The organism is Burkholderia sp. BE17 (assembly GCF_009362305.1).
Classification (GTDB): Bacteria; Pseudomonadota; Gammaproteobacteria; order Burkholderiales; family Burkholderiaceae; genus Burkholderia; species Burkholderia pyrrocinia_C.
Map to the genome: position 1 here is coordinate 57,027 of NZ_WHNU01000009.1, position 16,036 is coordinate 73,062.

Annotated in this window: 14 protein-coding genes and 1 pseudogene; 5 read left to right on the plus strand and 10 right to left on the minus strand. The window is 67.3% G+C overall.

Annotation, left to right across the window (positions count from 1 at the left end; all coding sequences use genetic code 11):
- Window positions 1-140: 140 nt before the first annotated feature.
- Entirely contained in the window at window positions 141-914 is a 774-nt protein-coding gene (locus GD429_RS10115) for a glycine betaine ABC transporter substrate-binding protein (protein WP_321574507.1), read from the plus strand.
- A 9-nt stretch (window positions 915-923) separates the two neighbouring features.
- On the opposite strand, the pseudogene GD429_RS10120 reads toward GD429_RS10115, so the two are convergent.
- A pseudogene (locus GD429_RS10120) lies at window positions 924-1,125 on the minus strand (transposase); the annotation flags it as partial.
- Entirely contained in the window at window positions 1,122-2,033 is a 912-nt protein-coding gene (locus GD429_RS10125) for a LysR family transcriptional regulator (protein WP_152856808.1), read from the minus strand. The pseudogene GD429_RS10120 and the gene GD429_RS10125, both read right to left, overlap by 4 nt.
- Before the next feature lie 178 nt (window positions 2,034-2,211).
- On the opposite strand from GD429_RS10125, the gene GD429_RS10130 reads away from it, so the two are divergent.
- Window positions 2,212-3,750, plus strand: coding sequence for an MFS transporter (locus tag GD429_RS10130; protein ID WP_152856809.1), 1,539 nt, complete (start codon window positions 2,212-2,214; stop codon window positions 3,748-3,750).
- 33 nt (window positions 3,751-3,783) lie between these two features.
- Here the strand turns inward: GD429_RS10130 and GD429_RS10135 are convergent, their stop codons facing one another.
- The 6 genes from GD429_RS10135 to GD429_RS10160 all read right to left on the minus strand — a co-directional run bounded on the left by GD429_RS10135 (window position 3,784) and on the right by GD429_RS10160 (window position 10,654).
- On the minus strand, window positions 3,784-5,157 hold the full coding sequence (locus GD429_RS10135) for an efflux transporter outer membrane subunit (protein WP_152856810.1): 1,374 nt from the start codon (window positions 5,155-5,157) through the stop codon (window positions 3,784-3,786).
- Window positions 5,158-5,170: 13 nt separating this feature from the next.
- Window positions 5,171-7,243, minus strand: a complete 2,073-nt coding sequence (locus GD429_RS10140; protein ID WP_152856811.1) for a MacB family efflux pump subunit — start codon at window positions 7,241-7,243, stop codon at window positions 5,171-5,173.
- Window positions 7,244-7,245: 2 nt separating this feature from the next.
- The gene (locus GD429_RS10145; RefSeq protein ID WP_152856812.1) at window positions 7,246-8,439 is read right to left on the minus strand and encodes an efflux RND transporter periplasmic adaptor subunit; all 1,194 of its coding nucleotides are present in this window, start codon (window positions 8,437-8,439) and stop codon (window positions 7,246-7,248) included.
- A gap of 284 nt (window positions 8,440-8,723) precedes the next feature.
- On the minus strand, window positions 8,724-9,305 hold the full coding sequence (locus tag GD429_RS10150) for an HD domain-containing protein (RefSeq protein WP_152856813.1): 582 nt from the start codon (window positions 9,303-9,305) through the stop codon (window positions 8,724-8,726).
- A gap of 79 nt (window positions 9,306-9,384) precedes the next feature.
- A complete protein-coding gene (locus GD429_RS10155) occupies window positions 9,385-9,942 on the minus strand; it encodes a helix-turn-helix domain-containing protein (protein ID WP_152856814.1) in 558 nt (185 codons plus the stop codon).
- Window positions 9,943-10,015: 73 nt separating this feature from the next.
- Window positions 10,016-10,654, minus strand: a complete 639-nt coding sequence (locus GD429_RS10160; protein ID WP_152856815.1) for a hypothetical protein — start codon at window positions 10,652-10,654, stop codon at window positions 10,016-10,018.
- Window positions 10,655-11,022: 368 nt separating this feature from the next.
- Here GD429_RS10160 and GD429_RS10165 point away from each other — a divergent pair, with 368 nt between their 5' ends.
- The 3 genes from GD429_RS10165 to GD429_RS10175 all read left to right on the plus strand — a co-directional run bounded on the left by GD429_RS10165 (window position 11,023) and on the right by GD429_RS10175 (window position 14,082).
- Window positions 11,023-12,426, plus strand: a complete 1,404-nt coding sequence (locus GD429_RS10165; protein WP_152856816.1) for an HdeD family acid-resistance protein — start codon at window positions 11,023-11,025, stop codon at window positions 12,424-12,426.
- 93 nt (window positions 12,427-12,519) lie between these two features.
- Complete coding sequence (locus tag GD429_RS10170) at window positions 12,520-13,098, plus strand: hypothetical protein (RefSeq protein ID WP_152856817.1); 579 nt, start codon at window positions 12,520-12,522, stop codon at window positions 13,096-13,098.
- A gap of 252 nt (window positions 13,099-13,350) precedes the next feature.
- Window positions 13,351-14,082 carry a ribonuclease T2 gene (locus GD429_RS10175; protein ID WP_152856818.1) on the plus strand — a complete coding sequence of 244 codons (732 nt, stop codon included), beginning with the start codon at window positions 13,351-13,353 and terminating at the stop codon, window positions 14,080-14,082.
- A 242-nt stretch (window positions 14,083-14,324) separates the two neighbouring features.
- Here the strand turns inward: GD429_RS10175 and GD429_RS10180 are convergent, their stop codons facing one another.
- Window positions 14,325-14,948: an isochorismatase family cysteine hydrolase gene (locus GD429_RS10180; RefSeq protein WP_152856819.1), complete on the minus strand. Its 624-nt coding sequence runs from the start codon at window positions 14,946-14,948 to the stop codon at window positions 14,325-14,327.
- 66 nt (window positions 14,949-15,014) lie between these two features.
- On the minus strand, window positions 15,015-15,584 hold the full coding sequence (locus GD429_RS10185; RefSeq protein ID WP_152856820.1) for a YdeI/OmpD-associated family protein: 570 nt from the start codon (window positions 15,582-15,584) through the stop codon (window positions 15,015-15,017).
- Between the last annotated feature and the right edge of the window lie 452 nt (window positions 15,585-16,036).

The following is a 16,036-nucleotide window of genomic DNA, read 5'->3' on the forward strand; positions in this document are numbered from 1 at the left end:
TAGGAGCCTTTCCCATGATCCTGTCGTTACTTGCCCGCTTGTTTACTGTCGCCATGCGCCGCCCGGCACTCGGGCGGTTCATGCTTTTCTTCGCGCTATCGGTTTCGGCGTCGGCACACGCCGCCGGCAATGGAGCGGTTGTGATCGGAGTGAACAACTGGGCCGAGAATATCGCGGTCGCGAATCTGTGGAAGGCGCTGCTCGCGGAAAAAGGCTACGACGTCACGCTGCAGTCCGGCGACAAGGCGATCATCTATAACGGCGTCGCGCAGGGCAAGCTCGATTTGACGTTCGAAGTCTGGCTGCCATCTGCGGACGGCCCGCCGTACGACGCGATCAAATCGCGCGTCGAGAAGATCGGCCCGTGGTTTCCCCGCGCACAGCTGGGCCTGGCGGTGCCCGATTACGTCGCGATCGACAGCATCGACCAGTTGAACGCACATGCCGCAGAGTTCAACCACGACGGCAAGCCGACGATTTTCGGCATCGAACCTGGCAGCGGCTTGATGAAACTGACAGGCGAGGCGCGCAGCGCGTATGCGCTCGACGCAACCGTGCTGCCGTCATCGGAGGCCGCGATGTTGCTCGCGCTGGATCGCGCGACAAAGCGTCGCCAGCCGATCATCGTCACGCTGTGGAATCCGCACTGGGTGTGGGCGAAGTATCCGATGCACTACCTGAAAGACCCGAAGCAGGTGTTCGGTCAACCCGATGCGATCTATGCGATCTCGAAGGCCGGATTCAGTCAGACGCATCCGGATGTCGCGCGCTGGCTCGGTGCATGGAAGATGGACGACCAGACGCTCGGCTCGCTGATGAACGATATCCGTGCCGCCGGTGAATCCGATCCGCAGAAGGGTGTCGCGCGATGGATCGCATCGAATCGCGGCCGGGTGGGTGAATGGCTACGCTAAGAGACGGTTTCATAAAGAATGCTCTGTATGCCTAAGGGTATTCCGGCAGATCAGGCAGCAGCCGGTTTTGAGAAACGCGCCATGAATGTCGGCGCGGCGCTCGAAGCGAATGCGGAGACGACGGAAGCGATGCAGCCAGGCATGCGTGCGTTCAACGAGCCAACGATATTCGAAGGCCGCTGCCATGTTCGGTACGGCGCCTGGCAATCAGTCCGGGCGCTCGATCATCGGCGGAATCGCCTGCGCGAGCGCGTCGATCACGCAGCGCGTCTTGCGCGGCAGGTAACGCGTCTTCGGCCAGAGCGCATGAATGTCGCCTTCGCAGACGAAGCAGCGGTCGAGCACGACCGCCATCTCGCCGCGCTTCACGTAGTAGTCGAGCAGCCAGCTCGGCACCCATGCGATCCCGAACCCCGCCGCACCGGCCGCGGCGATCGCCTGCACGTCGTCGAAACTCAATTGATGCGGCATGTCGATACGCACCGTCGAGCCGTCCGGCGCGCGCAAGTCCCACGGTTGAACCACGCCCGAGCGTGAATACGCGATCGTCCGGTGGTGCTTCAGATCGTCGAGCGTCTTCGGCATCCCGTAGCGCGCGAGATACGACGGCGCTGCGCCGAGGCTGCCGTATTGCGTTCCGAGCCGGCGCACCGCGAGGCTCGTGCTGTCCGCGAGCGTGCCGATCCGCACCGCGAGATCGATGCCTTCCTCGACGAGATCGACGAAGCGGTCGGTGATCGACACGTCGATGCGCAGATGCGGATAGGTGCGCGCGAGGTCGAGCACGATCGGCGTCACGCAGTGGTGCCCGAACGCGAGCGGCACGCTCAGCCGCAGCTTGCCGCGTGCCTCGTTGCGGCCGCAATCGAGATCGGCTTCCGCCGCTTCCAGTTCCGCGAGCGCACGCACGCAGCGGTCGTAGTACGCCTGGCCGTCGTCGGTCAGGCTCTGGCTGCGCGTCGTGCGCTGCAGTAGCCGCGCACCGAGCCGCTTTTCGAGCCGTGCGATTGCCTTGCCGACGGCCGAGCGCGTCATGTCGAGCCGCTCCGCGGCGAGCGCGAAACTGCCCGATTCCACCACCTGGACGAAGGTCGTCACGCCGTCGAGTCTGTCGGTCATGGCTGGTTGTGCTGATTGGGTCCTATGATTCCCCAGTTCGTGGAAATGCGTGCGTCAATGGGGAGTGAAATTCTCACTATAGTACCGATTCCCGTTCAGCGTGCGTCGCCGGCCGCGCGCGGCGAACCCTTCTCACCTGGAGGCGCGCGGCCCGTTGCAGGGTCGCCGCGCAATACGCATGACGCTATCCGACTCCCGCAGGAATGCGGTCGCGCTCGCGGCCGTCTGTCTCACGTCGCTGATGTTCGGCCTCGAAATCTCGAGCGTGCCGGTGATCCTGCCGACGCTCGAACACGTGCTGCATGGCGATTTCAACGGCATGCAGTGGATCATGAACGCGTACACGATCGCGTGTACGACGGTGCTGATGGCCGCCGGCACGCTCGCGGACCGGTTCGGCCGCAAGCGCGTGTACGTGATCGGCACCGTGCTGTTCGGCGCGACGTCGCTGCTGTGCGGGCTCGCGCCGAACGTGCCGGTGCTCGTCGCGGGCCGGCTGCTGCAGGGCGCCAGCGGCGGCGCGATGCTGATCTGCCAGATCGCCGTGCTGTCGCACCAGTTCCGCGAGGGCCGTGAGCGCGGCCGCGCGTTCGGGATCTGGGGGATCGTGTTCGGCATCGGGCTCGGCTTCGGGCCGATCGTCGGCGGCGCGATCGTCGCGCTGGCGAGCTGGCCGTGGGTGTTCCTCGTCCATGCGCCGCTCGCGGCCGTCGCGCTCGTGCTGATCGGCGGCGCGGTGCAGGAGTCGCGCGATCCGCATGCGGGCACGCTCGACGTCGCGGGCATCGTCACGCTGTCGCTGGCGGTGCTCGGCCTCGCGTTCTACATCACGCAGAGCGCGGCGCTCGGGCTGACGAGTGCCGCCGGCCTCGGCGTGCTCGGCGCGACCGTGCTGGCGCTCGCGGGCTTCTTCGTCGCGGAACGCGCCAGCGCGCGGCCGATGTTCGATTTCTCGGTGTTCCGGATTCGCGCGTTCACCGGCGCGATCTTCGGATCGATGGGGATGAACTTCAGCTTCTGGCCGTTCATGATCTACCTGCCGATCTGGTTCCAGGTCGCGCTTGGCTACGACAGCGTGACGGCTGGCCTCGCGCTGCTCGCGTATACGCTGCCGACGCTGGTCGCGCCGCCGTTCGGCGAACGGCTCGCGCTGCGCTACGGGCCGGGCGTCGTGATCCCGGGCGGCCTGTTCACGATCGCGGCCGGTTTCGCGCTGATGCGGGTCGGCAGCGCGGCCGAGCACGCGAGCTGGCTCACGATGCTGCCCGGCTGCGTGATCGCCGGCATCGGGCTCGGGCTCACGAACACGCCGGTCACCAACACGACGACGGGCGCGGTGCCGAGTTCGCGGGCCGGGATGGCGTCGGGCATCGACATGAGCGCGCGGATGATCTCGCTCGCGCTGAACATCGCGGCGATGGGCTTCGTGCTGGTCGCGGGGATCGTCGCGAGCCTGAAGGGCGGCGCTGCGGGCGCGATCGGCGATGCGGCGCTGCGCCGGCTCGCGCAGGAGATCGCGTCGGGCCGCACCGACGGGCTGCAGCAGATCGCACCGGCGCTCGCGCAGGCCGACCCGAGCGGCGCGGCGCTGCACGCGGCGCTCGTGCACGGGTTCGGCTGGGTGATGGTGTACGGCGCGGCGGGCGTGGCCGTGCTCGCGACCGCGAGCGCGGTGGCATTCGCGCCGGCGCGGCGCAGGGCGGCCGTGTGCGAGTGACGCGGCGTGCCTATTGCGGCGTTTGTACGCCGGTCAGGACATCCCGCCGCCGAGCGCGCGGTACAGCGTCATCTGGTTGTTGAGGCGGTTCAAGCGTGTCAGCTCGTCGGCGCTTTGCGCGTCGCGCAGCCGCTGCTGCTGGTCGAGCCACGGCTGCACGGCGGTCGCGCCGGCCGCGAATCGCGCGGCGGCAAGCTGCTCGGCGCGCTGCGCCTGGGCCAGCGATAGCGTCCTCTGTTCGGCCTCCCGTTCGAGCTGCACGCGCGCGGACAGCGCATTCTCGACTTCCGCGAGCGCCGTGTAGAGCCGCTGGCGGAACCCGACCACCGCTTCCTCGTACTGCGATTTCGACACCTTGATCTGCAATTGCATCGTGTTCCACTGGATGAACGGCAGTGCAAGGCCGAGCCCGAGCGTGCCGACCGGATTCGTCAGCACGCGCTCGAGGCTCGTGCTCGACGTGCCGGCGTTGCCGGTCAGCGTGAAGGTCGGGTAGAAGCTCGTGCGCGTCGCGTCGACCTGCGCGAGCGATTCGCGCAGCCGGAATTCCGCCGCGCGCAGGTCGGGGCGCCGGCCGAGCAGGCTGGCCGGCAGGCCGGCCGCTACTTCCGGCGGCGGCGCGTCGGGCAGCGCCGACGGTTCGGCCGCGAGTTGCTGCGGCGGCCGGTCGAACAGGAGCGCGAGCGCGTGGCGCTTCTCGGTGCGTTGCTGGATCAGTTGCGTCTGCGCGGCGCGTTGCGCGGACAGGCTCTGCTCGGCCTGCGCGAGATCGAGCCCCGACACGGCGCCGGCCGCGTGCCGCGACCGGACGATCGCGAGCGTGCGCACCGCATACGCGATGTTCGCGTCGCCGAGCGCGATCTGCCGGTTCAGATAACCGATCTGCCAGTACAGCGCCGCCGTCGTGCCGATCAGCGACAGCCGCGCGGCCTCGAGATCGGCGGCCGTTGCGTCGGCTTCCCAGCGCGCGGCATCGCGCAGCGCGGCCAGCCGGCCCCACAGGTCGATTTCATAGCTCAGCGAACTGTTGATGCCGCTCGCCTGGCTCATCCGGTGCGTATCGAGCGTACGCGACACGGCGCCGTTCGCGCCGAGCGATACGGCGGGCGTCAGGTTGGTGTCGACGAGCCCGGCCTGCAGTTGCGCGCGGTACACGCGGATCGCCGCGATCGCGAGGTCGTTGTTGGCACGCAGCGCATCGTCGATCAGCCGGTCGAGTTGCGGATCGCCGAATCTGCGCCACCAGTCGCGCGTGGTGGCCGGCGCGTCGGCCGCGACCGGCGCTTCCCAGTTCGCGGGCATCGCGACGGCCGGCAGCGGCGCGTGGCGCGCGGCCGTGCAGCCGGCCAGCAGGGCGGCCGCGCATGCGAATGCGCCGAGGTGGCGAAGCGGTGAGTAATGCGTCATGGCAGGGCTTTCGTCAGTCGCGCGCGAGCGCATCGATCGGATCGAGCCGCGACGCGTTGCGCGCGGGCATGAAACCGAATATCACGCCGGTGAGCGTCGAGCAGGCGAACGCCGTCACGATCGCGCCGACGGAGAACACCATCTTCCATTGCGTGACGAACATCGAGAACACCGCGCCGAGCCCGAACGACAGCACGATGCCGATCGTGCCGCCGAGCAGGCAGACGAGCACGGCTTCGACGAGGAACTGCTGCAGGATGTCGGACTGGCGCGCGCCGACCGCCATCCGGATGCCGATTTCGCGTGTGCGCTCGGTGACCGACACGAGCATGATGTTCATCACGCCGATCCCGCCGACGACGAGCGAGATCACCGCGATCAGCGACAGCAGCAGCGTCAGCGACTGGCCGGTCTTCTCGACGGTCTTGACCACGCTGTCCATGTTGTACGTGAAGAAGTCCTTGCGGCCGTGGCGCTGGATCATCAGCTTTTCGAGGCTTTTCTCGGCGGCGGCGCTCGGCTGCCCGTCGCGCACGCGCACGGTGATGCTGTCGAGATGGCGCTGGCCGAACAGGCGCCCGCTCGCGGTCGTGTACGGCACCCATACGTTCAGGCTCTTCACGCTGCCGAACGCGCTCTTCTTGTCGGCCGTGACGCCGATCACGACGCACGGCACGTTGTCGACCAGGATCGCTTCGCCGACCGGATTGCGCGTCGCGCCGAACAGCTTGCGGCGCGTGTTCTGGTCGATCACGGCCACCTGTGCCTGGCGGCGCACCGCGTCCTCGTCGAACGCGACGCCCAGCGCGAAACGCATCCCGCGCGCCTGGAAGAAGCGGTCGCCGACGCCGCTCACGAGCGCGTTGACGTCGATGTTGCGGTAGCGCAGCAGCAGCGTGCGCGACGTCTCGGGCGTCGCGCTGTCGACGTACGGCTGTTCGGCGAGCGCGGCGACGTCGGCGGGCACGAGCGTCTGGATCGCGTCCGCGCGGCTGTCGCCCCAGTCGGTGCCCGGATAGACGTTGATCGTGTTCGTGCCGATGCTGCCGATCTCGTCGAGCATGTAGCGCTTCGCGCCTTCGCCGATCGCGACGATCGACACGACCGACGTGATGCCGATGATGATGCCGAGCATCGTCAGCAGCGTGCGCAGCCGGTGCGACACGAGCGCGATCCACGCCATCCGGCACGCCTCGGCGAAGCGGCCGGTGCCGGCCGTGAAGCGGCGCGCGCGCGTGCCGGTATCGGTGTGCGCGTCGGTAACGGTGTCGGTGTCGATGTCGGCGTCGGCGTCGGCGTCGGCGGGCGGCCGGTCGTCGTGCCGATCGCGCGCGGCCGGCGCGCCGGCCGTCGCTTCGGCCGCGTGGATGCCGGCTTCCGCGAGCGCTTCCGCATAGTGGCGATTGCGCCGGTCGGCGACGATCTCGCCGTCGCTGATCTCGATGATGCGCCGCGCATGGCGCGCGACGTCCTTGTCGTGCGTGACGATGACGATCGTATGGCCGAGCGCGTTCAGCTCGTGCAGGATGCGGATCACGTCCAGGCCGCTTTTCGTGTCGAGCGCGCCGGTCGGTTCGTCGGCGAGGATCACCTGGCCGCCGTTCATCAGCGCGCGCGCAATGCTCACGCGCTGCTGCTGGCCGCCGGACAGTTGCCCGGGCCGGTGGTGCGCGCGATCCGCGAGCCCGAGCCGCGCGAGCAGCTCGCGGGCGCGTTCGTGCCGCTCCGCGCGCGTGGTGCCCGCATAGATCGCCGGCATTTCGAGGTTCGCGATCGCGTCGACGTGGGGCAGCAGGTGATAGCGCTGGAACACGAAGCCGAAGTGCTCGCGGCGCAGCTGCGCGAGCTCGTCGCTGTCGAGCATGTGCGTGTCGCGTCCGCCGACCGTGTAGGTGCCTTCGCTCGGATGATCGAGGCAGCCGAGGATGTTCATCAGCGTCGATTTGCCGGAGCCCGACGCGCCGACGATCGCGACGATCTCGCCCGCGTCGATCGACAGATTGACGTTGTTCAGGACGACGACATCCTTGTCGCCGGCCGGAAAGCGCCGCGTGACGCTCGAGAGTTTCAGCAGGGGCCGGCTCATCGTCACACCACGTCCGCCAGCGGCGCGTGCTCGTCCGCGGCGGCTTCGCCGATCACGACGCGCTCGCCGTCCTTCAGGCCGGCCAGCACCTCGACGCGCACGTTGTTGTTGATGCCGATGCGGATGTTGCGCGTTACCGTGCTGCCGTCGGCGCGCAGCACGCGGACCGCATAGGCGCCGTCCTTGCGCTTCTCGCCGAGCGCGGCGGCCGGAATGCTGAGCGCATTGCGCGCGCTGCCGAGCACGATGCTGACCTGCGCGGTCATCGCGATGCGCAGCCGGTGCTCGGGATTCGGCACGTCGAACAGCGCGTTGTAGAACACCGCGGAGTTCGGTTTCGTGCCGCCGCCCGTGCCGCCGCCGAGCGTGCTTTGCGCATCGGCGAAGTTCTGCGGCGCCGGCTCGATCGCGCGCAGCCTGCCGTAGTGGCGCTTGTCCGGTTCGCCGAGGATCGTGAAATACGTGGTCTGGCCGGCGCTCACGCGGATCACGTCGGCTTCCGACACCTGCGCCTTCACGGTCATCGTGTCGAGAACCGCGAGCTTCAGGATCACCGGCGCCTGCTGCTGCGCGATCACGGTCTGGCCTTCCTGCGTGACGATCGCGACGACCTCGCCGTCGATCGGCGCGACGATGCGCGTGTAGCCGAGGTTGGCCTGCGCGGTCTCGATCTGGATGCGGGCCGAGCGGATCTGCGCGGCGAGCGACGCGAGCGTCGCGCGCTGCACGTCGAGCGTCGCGCGCGCGGCCTCGAACGACTCGCGCGACGTCGCATCGTCGGGCAGCATCGCCTGCTGGCGGCGGAATGCGAGTTCCGCCTGCGTCAGTTGCGCGGCGGTCGACTGGTGCTGCGCGCGCAGGCTTTCCTCGCTGGCGCGCGCCTGGCGCAGCGCGTTTTCGGAGATCACGGGATCGATCTCGGCGAGCCACTGGCCCTTCGCGACCTTGTCGCCGAGCTTGACCTTCAGCGTCTTCAACTGCCCCGACACCTGCGCGCCGACGTCGACCTGCTTGAACGCCTGCAGCGCGCCGGTCGCGAGCACCGCGTTCTCGAGATCGCCGCGCGTGACGGGTGCGGACAGGTACTGCGGATGCTTGTCGGGCGCGAATACCGTGAGCGAGACGCCTGTGACGATCGCAACGACGGCGATGATGATCAGTGCGATGCGCCGGCGGCGATGAGTCTTCTGAGTCATGAGAATGCGGCGAGGATGAAGCGGACGCGGGCGATGCGTGCGGCCGGGCGGGACGATCCGGTCGGCGTCGCATGCCGGGCGTGTTGCCCGCGACGGCATCCGCGTACGCATCGCGCGGGCGTGCCGAATCGAATCAGGCGCTCATGGTAAGCGAGGATTTCGCGACAATTCGTGTGGAAATTGTGCTGAATTGTGCGAGCACCGTGCCGGCGCGGAGGCCGGGCGGCGTCATTGTTGGGATATGTGAAAGTGGCGCGCGGTGCCGCGTGCCCGACACCGCGAGCTTACGCGCGCTGCCCGCCCGCGTCGATCCTGCGTTGCGTATCGGCATCGACGATGTCGCGGATCGCGCTGAACAGCGGCGTGGCGTCGGTATAGCGCCGGCCGTAGCCGAGATTGAACGCGTAGTCGAAATCGGGCGGATTGCTGCCCTGGTTGTGCTGCAGGATCGTCTCGAGCTTGTCGAGCGCCTTTGCCGCGCGCGCTTCCGGCGACGCGGCCGCCTCGTATTCATCCCACAGCGCGACGATCTCGTCGCGCAGCGTGCGATCGAGCGACGCCGTCAGCGTCAGCAGGTCGTCGCGTTCGTGCGCGCTTTTGTCCGGGTGCGCGGCCTGCTCGATCGCGGGAATGTCGCCGTGCAGCGCCTCGCCGAGATCGTGGACGACGCACAGTTTCAGCAGCTTCTGCGTATCGATGCCGGGCAGCGCGTCGGCGAACACGAGCGCCATCAGGCACAGCCGCCAGCTATGCTCGGCTGTGCTTTCCGCGCGCCCGGCCGACGTGTGGCCGCTGCGCAGCACGTCCTTCAGGCGTTCGGCTTCGCGCAGGAAATCGAGCCGCGCGTGGATCGTGTCGGGGTTCATGGTCGGCGTCCTTGCGATGAGCCGCCAAGCGTAAGGCGGCCGCGCGCGATTCGTCCACGCATGAAATATGCGCGGTGCGCTAGAGCGTTTCGACGAGCCGCGCGGCCGAACCGTCCGACAGCGTCATCCGCGTCCACCGGCACGTGCTGCCGCGGATCGGCACGACGCGCGACGCATTCGCGCCAGTGTCGAATTCGACGCTCGGCGGCCCCGCGCGGTCGCGCCAGCCGAGCGTGTCGAGCGCGGCTTCCATGCGGACGATCTCTGGCGTCGCGTAGCGCCACAGCGACGTGCCGAGCAGCATCGAAAGCGGCTGCGAGAACTCGGCCGCGCGCGCCGGCGAACTGGCGAGCAGGCGGTGCGTGAGGTCGCACACGAGATGCATGCGGCCCGCGCTGCCCGCGATGAGCCGCGCGAGCGCGTGGTCGCCCGCGGAATCGAGGCGCGCGGCGAGCAGCCGCTCGGCCGTCGCGCGCTCGTCGGGCGACATCTGCTGGATGCCGGCCTCCCAGCGCGAGATCGTCGATTGCACGACGCCGAACAGTTCCGCGGCGTGGCTTTGCTTCACGCGGTGCAGTGCGCGCCAGCGTTTGAGTTGCGGGCCGAGCGGTGGCGTGTGTAGTGGCGAGGCGATCATGGCGATGCTCCGGTTGCGGTCGTTGTGTGCGCTCGCGTGTCGCGGGTTGCTGCCGCCGGCGCTGCGCGCGCCTTTACATGATCCGGATGCCGCCGCTTGCCTGGATTGCGATGGCCGCGAACGGCACGAGCACGATGCCGCCCAGCACAAGCACGCCGTCGGCGGCAACCGTGATCGGCGTGGCGAGAATCCGCAGACCCATGCCCACAACGGATGGCGACTCCTTGATGGATACCGAGTACGGCCGGTTGAACGGCTGCGCGGCCGCCTTGTCCTGCGCGGCGAAGCCTTCCGTCGAATAGCGCTTGCCGTCGATGTCGCCTTCGAGCACGAGACCGGCCGGCGCGGCGGCGAATCCGTCGGCGGCGGCTGCCTGTCGATCGTCTTCCGACGCGTTCTTCGGCAACACGATCCGGTAGTGGCCGGTGACGCTGCCGCCGCTCGCATGAAAGCCCGCAAACGTCGTGCGCAGCGATTTCCGGTAGCCGGACTGCAGTACCGGCCGCAATTGGGCCGGCAGATCGAAGATGTAGTGGTAGCGCTCGCCGAGGACGACCAGTTTCTTGCCGTCCTCGGTAATCATGAATCCGGACACGTGTTCGCTGTATGCGTCGTCCTTGTACAGCTTCGGCGTGAAACAGCCCGACAGCGCGACGCTGCTCGCGGCCATGCCGGCGGCCAGCAGGCGCCGGCGCGTGATCGATATGCTCATTCTTGTTGTCCCGTCTGGTGCGGTTCAGTTCAGTTCAGTGGCTTTCGCCCTCGGAAGCTGGATTCTGGCGCATCCGCCGCGTGTTGTCGAACGGGAAGCCTGCCATGGCAGCGTTGTCGATCGCGCCGTATCCGGGGGCGTGCCGGGATACCCGGGCCGGCCGGAAACGTTTTCGGCAGGCTTTCAACCGACTCCGCCATGTCTTATTATTCGGCCAGAGCGGCGCGTGCCGGCCACCATCGGTCATGCCGACGGCATGACGCGTCGGCAACGATTACCGCTTTCCGACCGGCGCATCGCACGACGCACGGTCGACATAATGGGAAACGCGAGGCCGCGCGTTTCCCGAAAAATGACACGAGGGCGCGATGGTACGACTGGTCTTGCTGCTGCTGGGCATCGAATACCTGCGAACCCGCTGGCGCGGGCTGACCGTGCTTGGCTGGCTGTGGGTCGTCGCGGGCGTCGTCATCTTCGTCGACGCGCTCGACGGCGCGCTGCATTTCCCGATCGAGCTGTTTGCGTGGCTGTTCCTGATCGAGGGGCTCGCGACGCTCGCGGTGGCCGGCAGCGGCGTCGGCGGGCAGCGCATCCTGCGCTACGTGAAGGGGATCGTGGTCGTGGTGGCCGCGGGGCTCGTATTCGCGGGCCATCACCATGGCCATTTCCTGCTGTCGATGATCTTCGGCACGCTGTTCCTCGTCGACGGGCTGCTGCAGTGCACGTCCGCATGGATGGTGCGCTACCGCCGCTGGAACGTCGCGTTCGCGTGGGGTGTCGTCGAGATCCTGCTGGCGATCTTCTTCTTCCAGCCGTACCCGACGCACTACGTGGGCACCGTGCCGTACTGCCTCGGCCTGCTGCTGATATTCGGCGGGATGCACATGCTGAGCCTCGCCGCGCGTGTGCGGCGGCTCACGCGCAATCCCGCGTTCGCGACGTCGCCCGCGCCGGCGCTCGCGCCCGACCTCGACGATGCGCGCTGCCAGCCGAGTTTCGCGCAGTCCGAATGGGACGGCCCGCCGGCCGACGGCGAGCGCGCGCTCACCGTGCACGTATGGACGCCTACCGGTACGTCGAAGGCCGAAGCGCAACGCTATCCGGTGATCGACCGCTATATCGCGGCGGTGGACGTCAACGGCGTGATCTCGACCGGGCATGCGGCGCTGGAGTCGCCCGAGGGTATCTATATCAGCCTGTATCCGGGCGTCGAAATCGATCGTTCTCCGGACGAATTCACGCGCATCCTGCGCGCCACGCGCGAGAACGACGTGCCGGGCCTGTTCCAGCCCGACTACGCGACCGAGTCGAAGGCGTGGTGCCCGTCGACCGTGCGCGTGCGCATCCGCAACTACGATCCGGCGAAGCTCGACGCATTCTGGTCATCGTACCGGCAGAACGTGACGTACAACCTCACGCACCGCAATTGCTCGAGCACCGTGTCGAACGCGCTCGAAGCCGCGCTCGACGGCGCGGTGTGGCGGCTCAAGGGCGCGCGGGCCGGGTGGGGTGCGTTCGCGCGGCTGCTGCTCACGCCCGAGCTGTGGGTTGCCGCGCAGATCCGCAAGCGCGCGGTGACGATGGCGTGGACGCCCGGCCTCACGCTCGACTATGCGCGCGCGCTCAGCATGCTTGCCGACCCGCGGCCGTTCGCGTGGTGGAAGGTCGCGCGCTCGGCGGTGAAGGCGATCGTGGCGTCGCGCCGCGCGTGGCGCGAGCAGGACAGCGCTGCGCTGTCGTCCGGCGGATCGGAGGCTGCGTCGATGAAGTGATCGCGTGGCGCCGGACGAGGGCCCGGCGCCGCAGGGCTGCCACCGTGCGGCCCGGCGATGTTGCCCGTCATAAGAACCCACGGATAAACAACAATGAACGAGACGAGCGTTTTCCGCATCCTGATTCCCGCCGCGCTGGCGCTGGCAAGCGCCGGCCTCGCGCAGGCGAGCACGGACGAAGTGCCGCGCATGAGCAACGACGTGTACCGGATTTCGGTGTCGTTCTGCTCGAAAGTCGCGGCCACCGAGAAGATCGCGTGCCAGGGCGACATGATCGCCTCGGGCAGCCGGATCGTCGCGGCGATGGGCGGCCTGCCGCCGGTATCCGCCACGTCGATCGACGAAGGCGCGCGCAGCAAGCTGCCGGAGGCGGAGCGCAACGGGCTCGCACCGGTCGAGCCGGGTGCGATCGACAAGGACGACGACGTGGCCGGCCTCGCCGGCATGGTGCGCCTGTGCGACGTCTACGAATCCGGGCCGGCGTCGCGCGCGCGGCATCATGCGGCATTGAAGCAGCAGGCGCCGGATGCCGCGCCGCGCGTCGAGGCGTTGCTGGCGGATGCGTCGACGGCGGCGCGCCGGCGCGTCAGCATCGGCGTGTGGCAGATCCTCGTGCTCGAAGGTCCCGAATCGGTTGCGCGCGCATGCACGCAACTCGGCGCCGGATCGTGAGCGACGGCGTGCCGCCGAAATGGCGGCACGCGTCGGCCGTGTGCGGGATCGGGCAGGGTGCGGCGCGAGCGGCTGCGCCCGCGCCTGCTTTTCGCGACGGTTCCGCGCGACATGACGGTGCGCGCCCGTGCCACCGCACATAATTCGTCCACCTTCACATTCGTGCCACGTTGCGGCAGCAACAATCGCGGGCAGACATTCGACAATCTTGCGGCGCATCCCGCGACCGCAAGCCTTTTCCGAGGAAACGCCATGCTCAAGACGCTCGCCCGCGCCGTTGCCGCACTCGCCGTCGCTTCCGCCTCGCTGCACGCCACCGCGCAGACCAGTTACGACTATCTGTTGCTCGCCGCGTCGTGGGAGCCCGGCTTCTGCGCGTCGCACGACACGCCCGAATGCACGAACCTCGCCGGCTCGTATGCGGCGACGAGCCTGTCGCTGCACGGCCTGTGGCCGAACCGGTACGACGGCAACCAGCCGTTCTACTGCGGCGTGCCGCAGAACGACGTCGACCTCGACAACGCGCACCAGTGGTGCAGCATGGATGCCTACCCGATCAGCAGCGCGACCCGCAACACGTTGTCGACGTACATGCCGGGTGTTGCGTCGTGCCTCGACAAGCATGAATGGTTCAAGCACGGCACCTGCTCGAACTCGGCGTCGCCCGATGCATACTGGAACCAGGCGTCCGGCATGATCAGCCGGCTCGGCAACACGTCGTTCAACGCATTCCTGCAGGCGAACGCGGGCAGTACGGTCACGCGTAACCAGTTGCTGTCCGCGTTCGAAGGTGCGTTCGGCAGCAATACGCGCAGCGCGGTGTCGCTGAAATGCACGAAGACGAATGGCGTCAGCTATTTCACCGAAGCGTGGATCGCGGTGAAGACGAATGCGACCACGCAGTTCCCGAGCGCCGCGTCGCTCGTGACGGACGGGAATACGCAGGGCACGTGTCCGACGTCGGGCGTTTATATCGCGAAGTAAGGGGAAGGTAGTCGACGTGCGTGATATCGCGCACGTCGTCGCCCGTTGCGGTTTCGACGGGATGACTGACCACGCAGCAGCCGGGCCGGTTCCGGCGCGTCGAGTGGGTGCTCGTGCTTGTCGACCGTGTTGGGTAGCACATGCCACAGCGCCGCCCCATGTGATATCCCCGACGCGATGCTGGCCGGTGGTCGGTGCCGTTACCGCCAGCAGCGCGCTCCGCGCGACGAACAACCGGTTCGTTACCCGAGCAGCCGCAGCGCGTCTGCGAGCGACAGCACCGTCGTGCGCGATTCGAACGCGGTCGAGAACAGATGCTCGTGGACGATCGGGTCCGGGTCGTAGCAGCAGTCCTTGACCGTATACAGGCGGAAGTCCGCGTCACTCGCGTAGGCGATCGACGACAGCATCACGCCGGTCGATGCGATGCCGGCCATGATCAGCGAATCGACGCCTTGCGCGACCAGCCGCGCCTGCAGATCGGTGCCGAAGAACACGCTCGCGCGATGCGCGACGATCAGCGGTTCGTCGCTCTGCCGCGCCAGCTCCGGGCACGTGCCGTCGTCGACGAACAGGCCGAGCTGCTTGATCCCTTGGCCGTTCTTGTTGCGCGGGCTGATTTCCGGATAACCGGGGCTGAACCGGAGGTTCGCGAACCAGACGCCGACGCCCGCGGCCCGCGCCGCGTCGCAGAGCCGGCGCGTATTGGCGAGCAATTCGGGGGCGACCGCCGGGAAGAGGCCGAGGATGTCCGTCTGGTAATGCATGACGAGCAGCGCGGTTTGGGACGGCACGATGGCGGGAATCGGCGCGGAGGCGCTCGCGCGGGTTGTCGTTGCGATATCCGATGCGTTGTCCGGATTCATGTGTGACGTTCTCCAGTAACCGTTGCGGGTTTCAGAAAATCGATCGTTCCGTCAGAAGCGCAAGATCTATGGATGGAAGGTTTCGCCACGGTTCAGCATATCGACGAATTCCGCGATTTTACGCGCCCTTGTTTCTGGTTTTTTGGCATTCTGTACCCGAAACAGGATGGCATAGCGGTTGCGGCTGTTCAGTGTTGCAAAGAACTTCTTGGCTCCCGGATTTGCGTCCAAAGCTGCCTGCAGGTCGTCCGGCACTGTAGAGTTACTGGCCGACGTATAAGCGGCCTTCCAGCGGCCGTCCTTCCTGGCCTTCTCGATTTCGCACATGCCGGCCGGGCGCATTCTGCCTGCGGCGATCAGCGCTTCAGCCCGGTCTTTGTTGAGTTTGGACCAGATGCTTTTTGCGGAGCGAGGGGTGAAACGTTGTAACCAGTATTGCTCGCTCTCGGCCTGCTTTTGACCATCGATCCAGCCATGGCAGAGGGCGCTTTCTAACGCCTGTTCGTAGGTTACGGTTCGCGGCCCGGTGCCTTTTTTCGCCAGACGCAGCCATGCTTCGGTCGAAGTGCTGCCGTTTTGCTCTAACCAGCTTTCCCATTCGGTCTGACTGGTAAATGTTAGAACGCATTCGGTCATGTCACTGTCTTGAACGGTTGAGTACATGTGCGGGGCGGGCGTCCGCAGTCTAACAGTGCTTATACGGACATCTACATCCGTGGTGCGACCGAAGAGCGGTCGCTCAGTAGTCAAAGCCCGTGGGCTAGTTTGGGTTGAATCCGCATCCGAAAAAGGACCGCTCGATAAGCCCAATCTCCATCGTCAACGAATAGGACCATATCCTAAACTTGACCCGTAAGTGCGGCGCAGCGCCTCCTGTACGAACCTCGTAAGTAGTGGACGAGCGCCCATCCAGCACCCCGTATGCGCGGGGCTTCTGCGATTCCGATGTTGGAGGCGACCATGGTCCGAGCAATATGCACGCTCCTTTCGCTTGCTGGCCTGTTTGGACCAGGTATCGGCGTGCTGGCTGAGCCCATCCGAATCGAATCCGGCACCTATGGTGCGAATTGCGGCGCGCATCCTGGTAA

Bases quoted from the DNA above. Each gene is read 5' to 3' on its own strand.
- GD429_RS10125 (WP_152856808.1), bottom strand. From the start codon at position 2,033: ATGACCGACAGACTCGACGGCGTGACGACCTTCGTCCAGGTGGTGGAA.
- GD429_RS10130 (WP_152856809.1), top strand. From the start codon at position 2,212: ATGACGCTATCCGACTCCCGCAGGAATGCGGTCGCGCTCGCGGCCGTC.
- GD429_RS10135 (WP_152856810.1), bottom strand. From the start codon at position 5,157: ATGACGCATTACTCACCGCTTCGCCACCTCGGCGCATTCGCATGCGCG.
- GD429_RS10140 (WP_152856811.1), bottom strand. From the start codon at position 7,243: ATGAGCCGGCCCCTGCTGAAACTCTCGAGCGTCACGCGGCGCTTTCCG.
- GD429_RS10145 (WP_152856812.1), bottom strand. From the start codon at position 8,439: ATGACTCAGAAGACTCATCGCCGCCGGCGCATCGCACTGATCATCATC.
- GD429_RS10150 (WP_152856813.1), bottom strand. From the start codon at position 9,305: ATGAACCCCGACACGATCCACGCGCGGCTCGATTTCCTGCGCGAAGCC.
- GD429_RS10155 (WP_152856814.1), bottom strand. From the start codon at position 9,942: ATGATCGCCTCGCCACTACACACGCCACCGCTCGGCCCGCAACTCAAA.
- GD429_RS10160 (WP_152856815.1), bottom strand. From the start codon at position 10,654: ATGAGCATATCGATCACGCGCCGGCGCCTGCTGGCCGCCGGCATGGCC.
- GD429_RS10165 (WP_152856816.1), top strand. From the start codon at position 11,023: ATGGTACGACTGGTCTTGCTGCTGCTGGGCATCGAATACCTGCGAACC.
- GD429_RS10170 (WP_152856817.1), top strand. From the start codon at position 12,520: ATGAACGAGACGAGCGTTTTCCGCATCCTGATTCCCGCCGCGCTGGCG.
- GD429_RS10175 (WP_152856818.1), top strand. From the start codon at position 13,351: ATGCTCAAGACGCTCGCCCGCGCCGTTGCCGCACTCGCCGTCGCTTCC.
- GD429_RS10180 (WP_152856819.1), bottom strand. From the start codon at position 14,948: ATGAATCCGGACAACGCATCGGATATCGCAACGACAACCCGCGCGAGC.
- GD429_RS10185 (WP_152856820.1), bottom strand. From the start codon at position 15,584: ATGACCGAATGCGTTCTAACATTTACCAGTCAGACCGAATGGGAAAGC.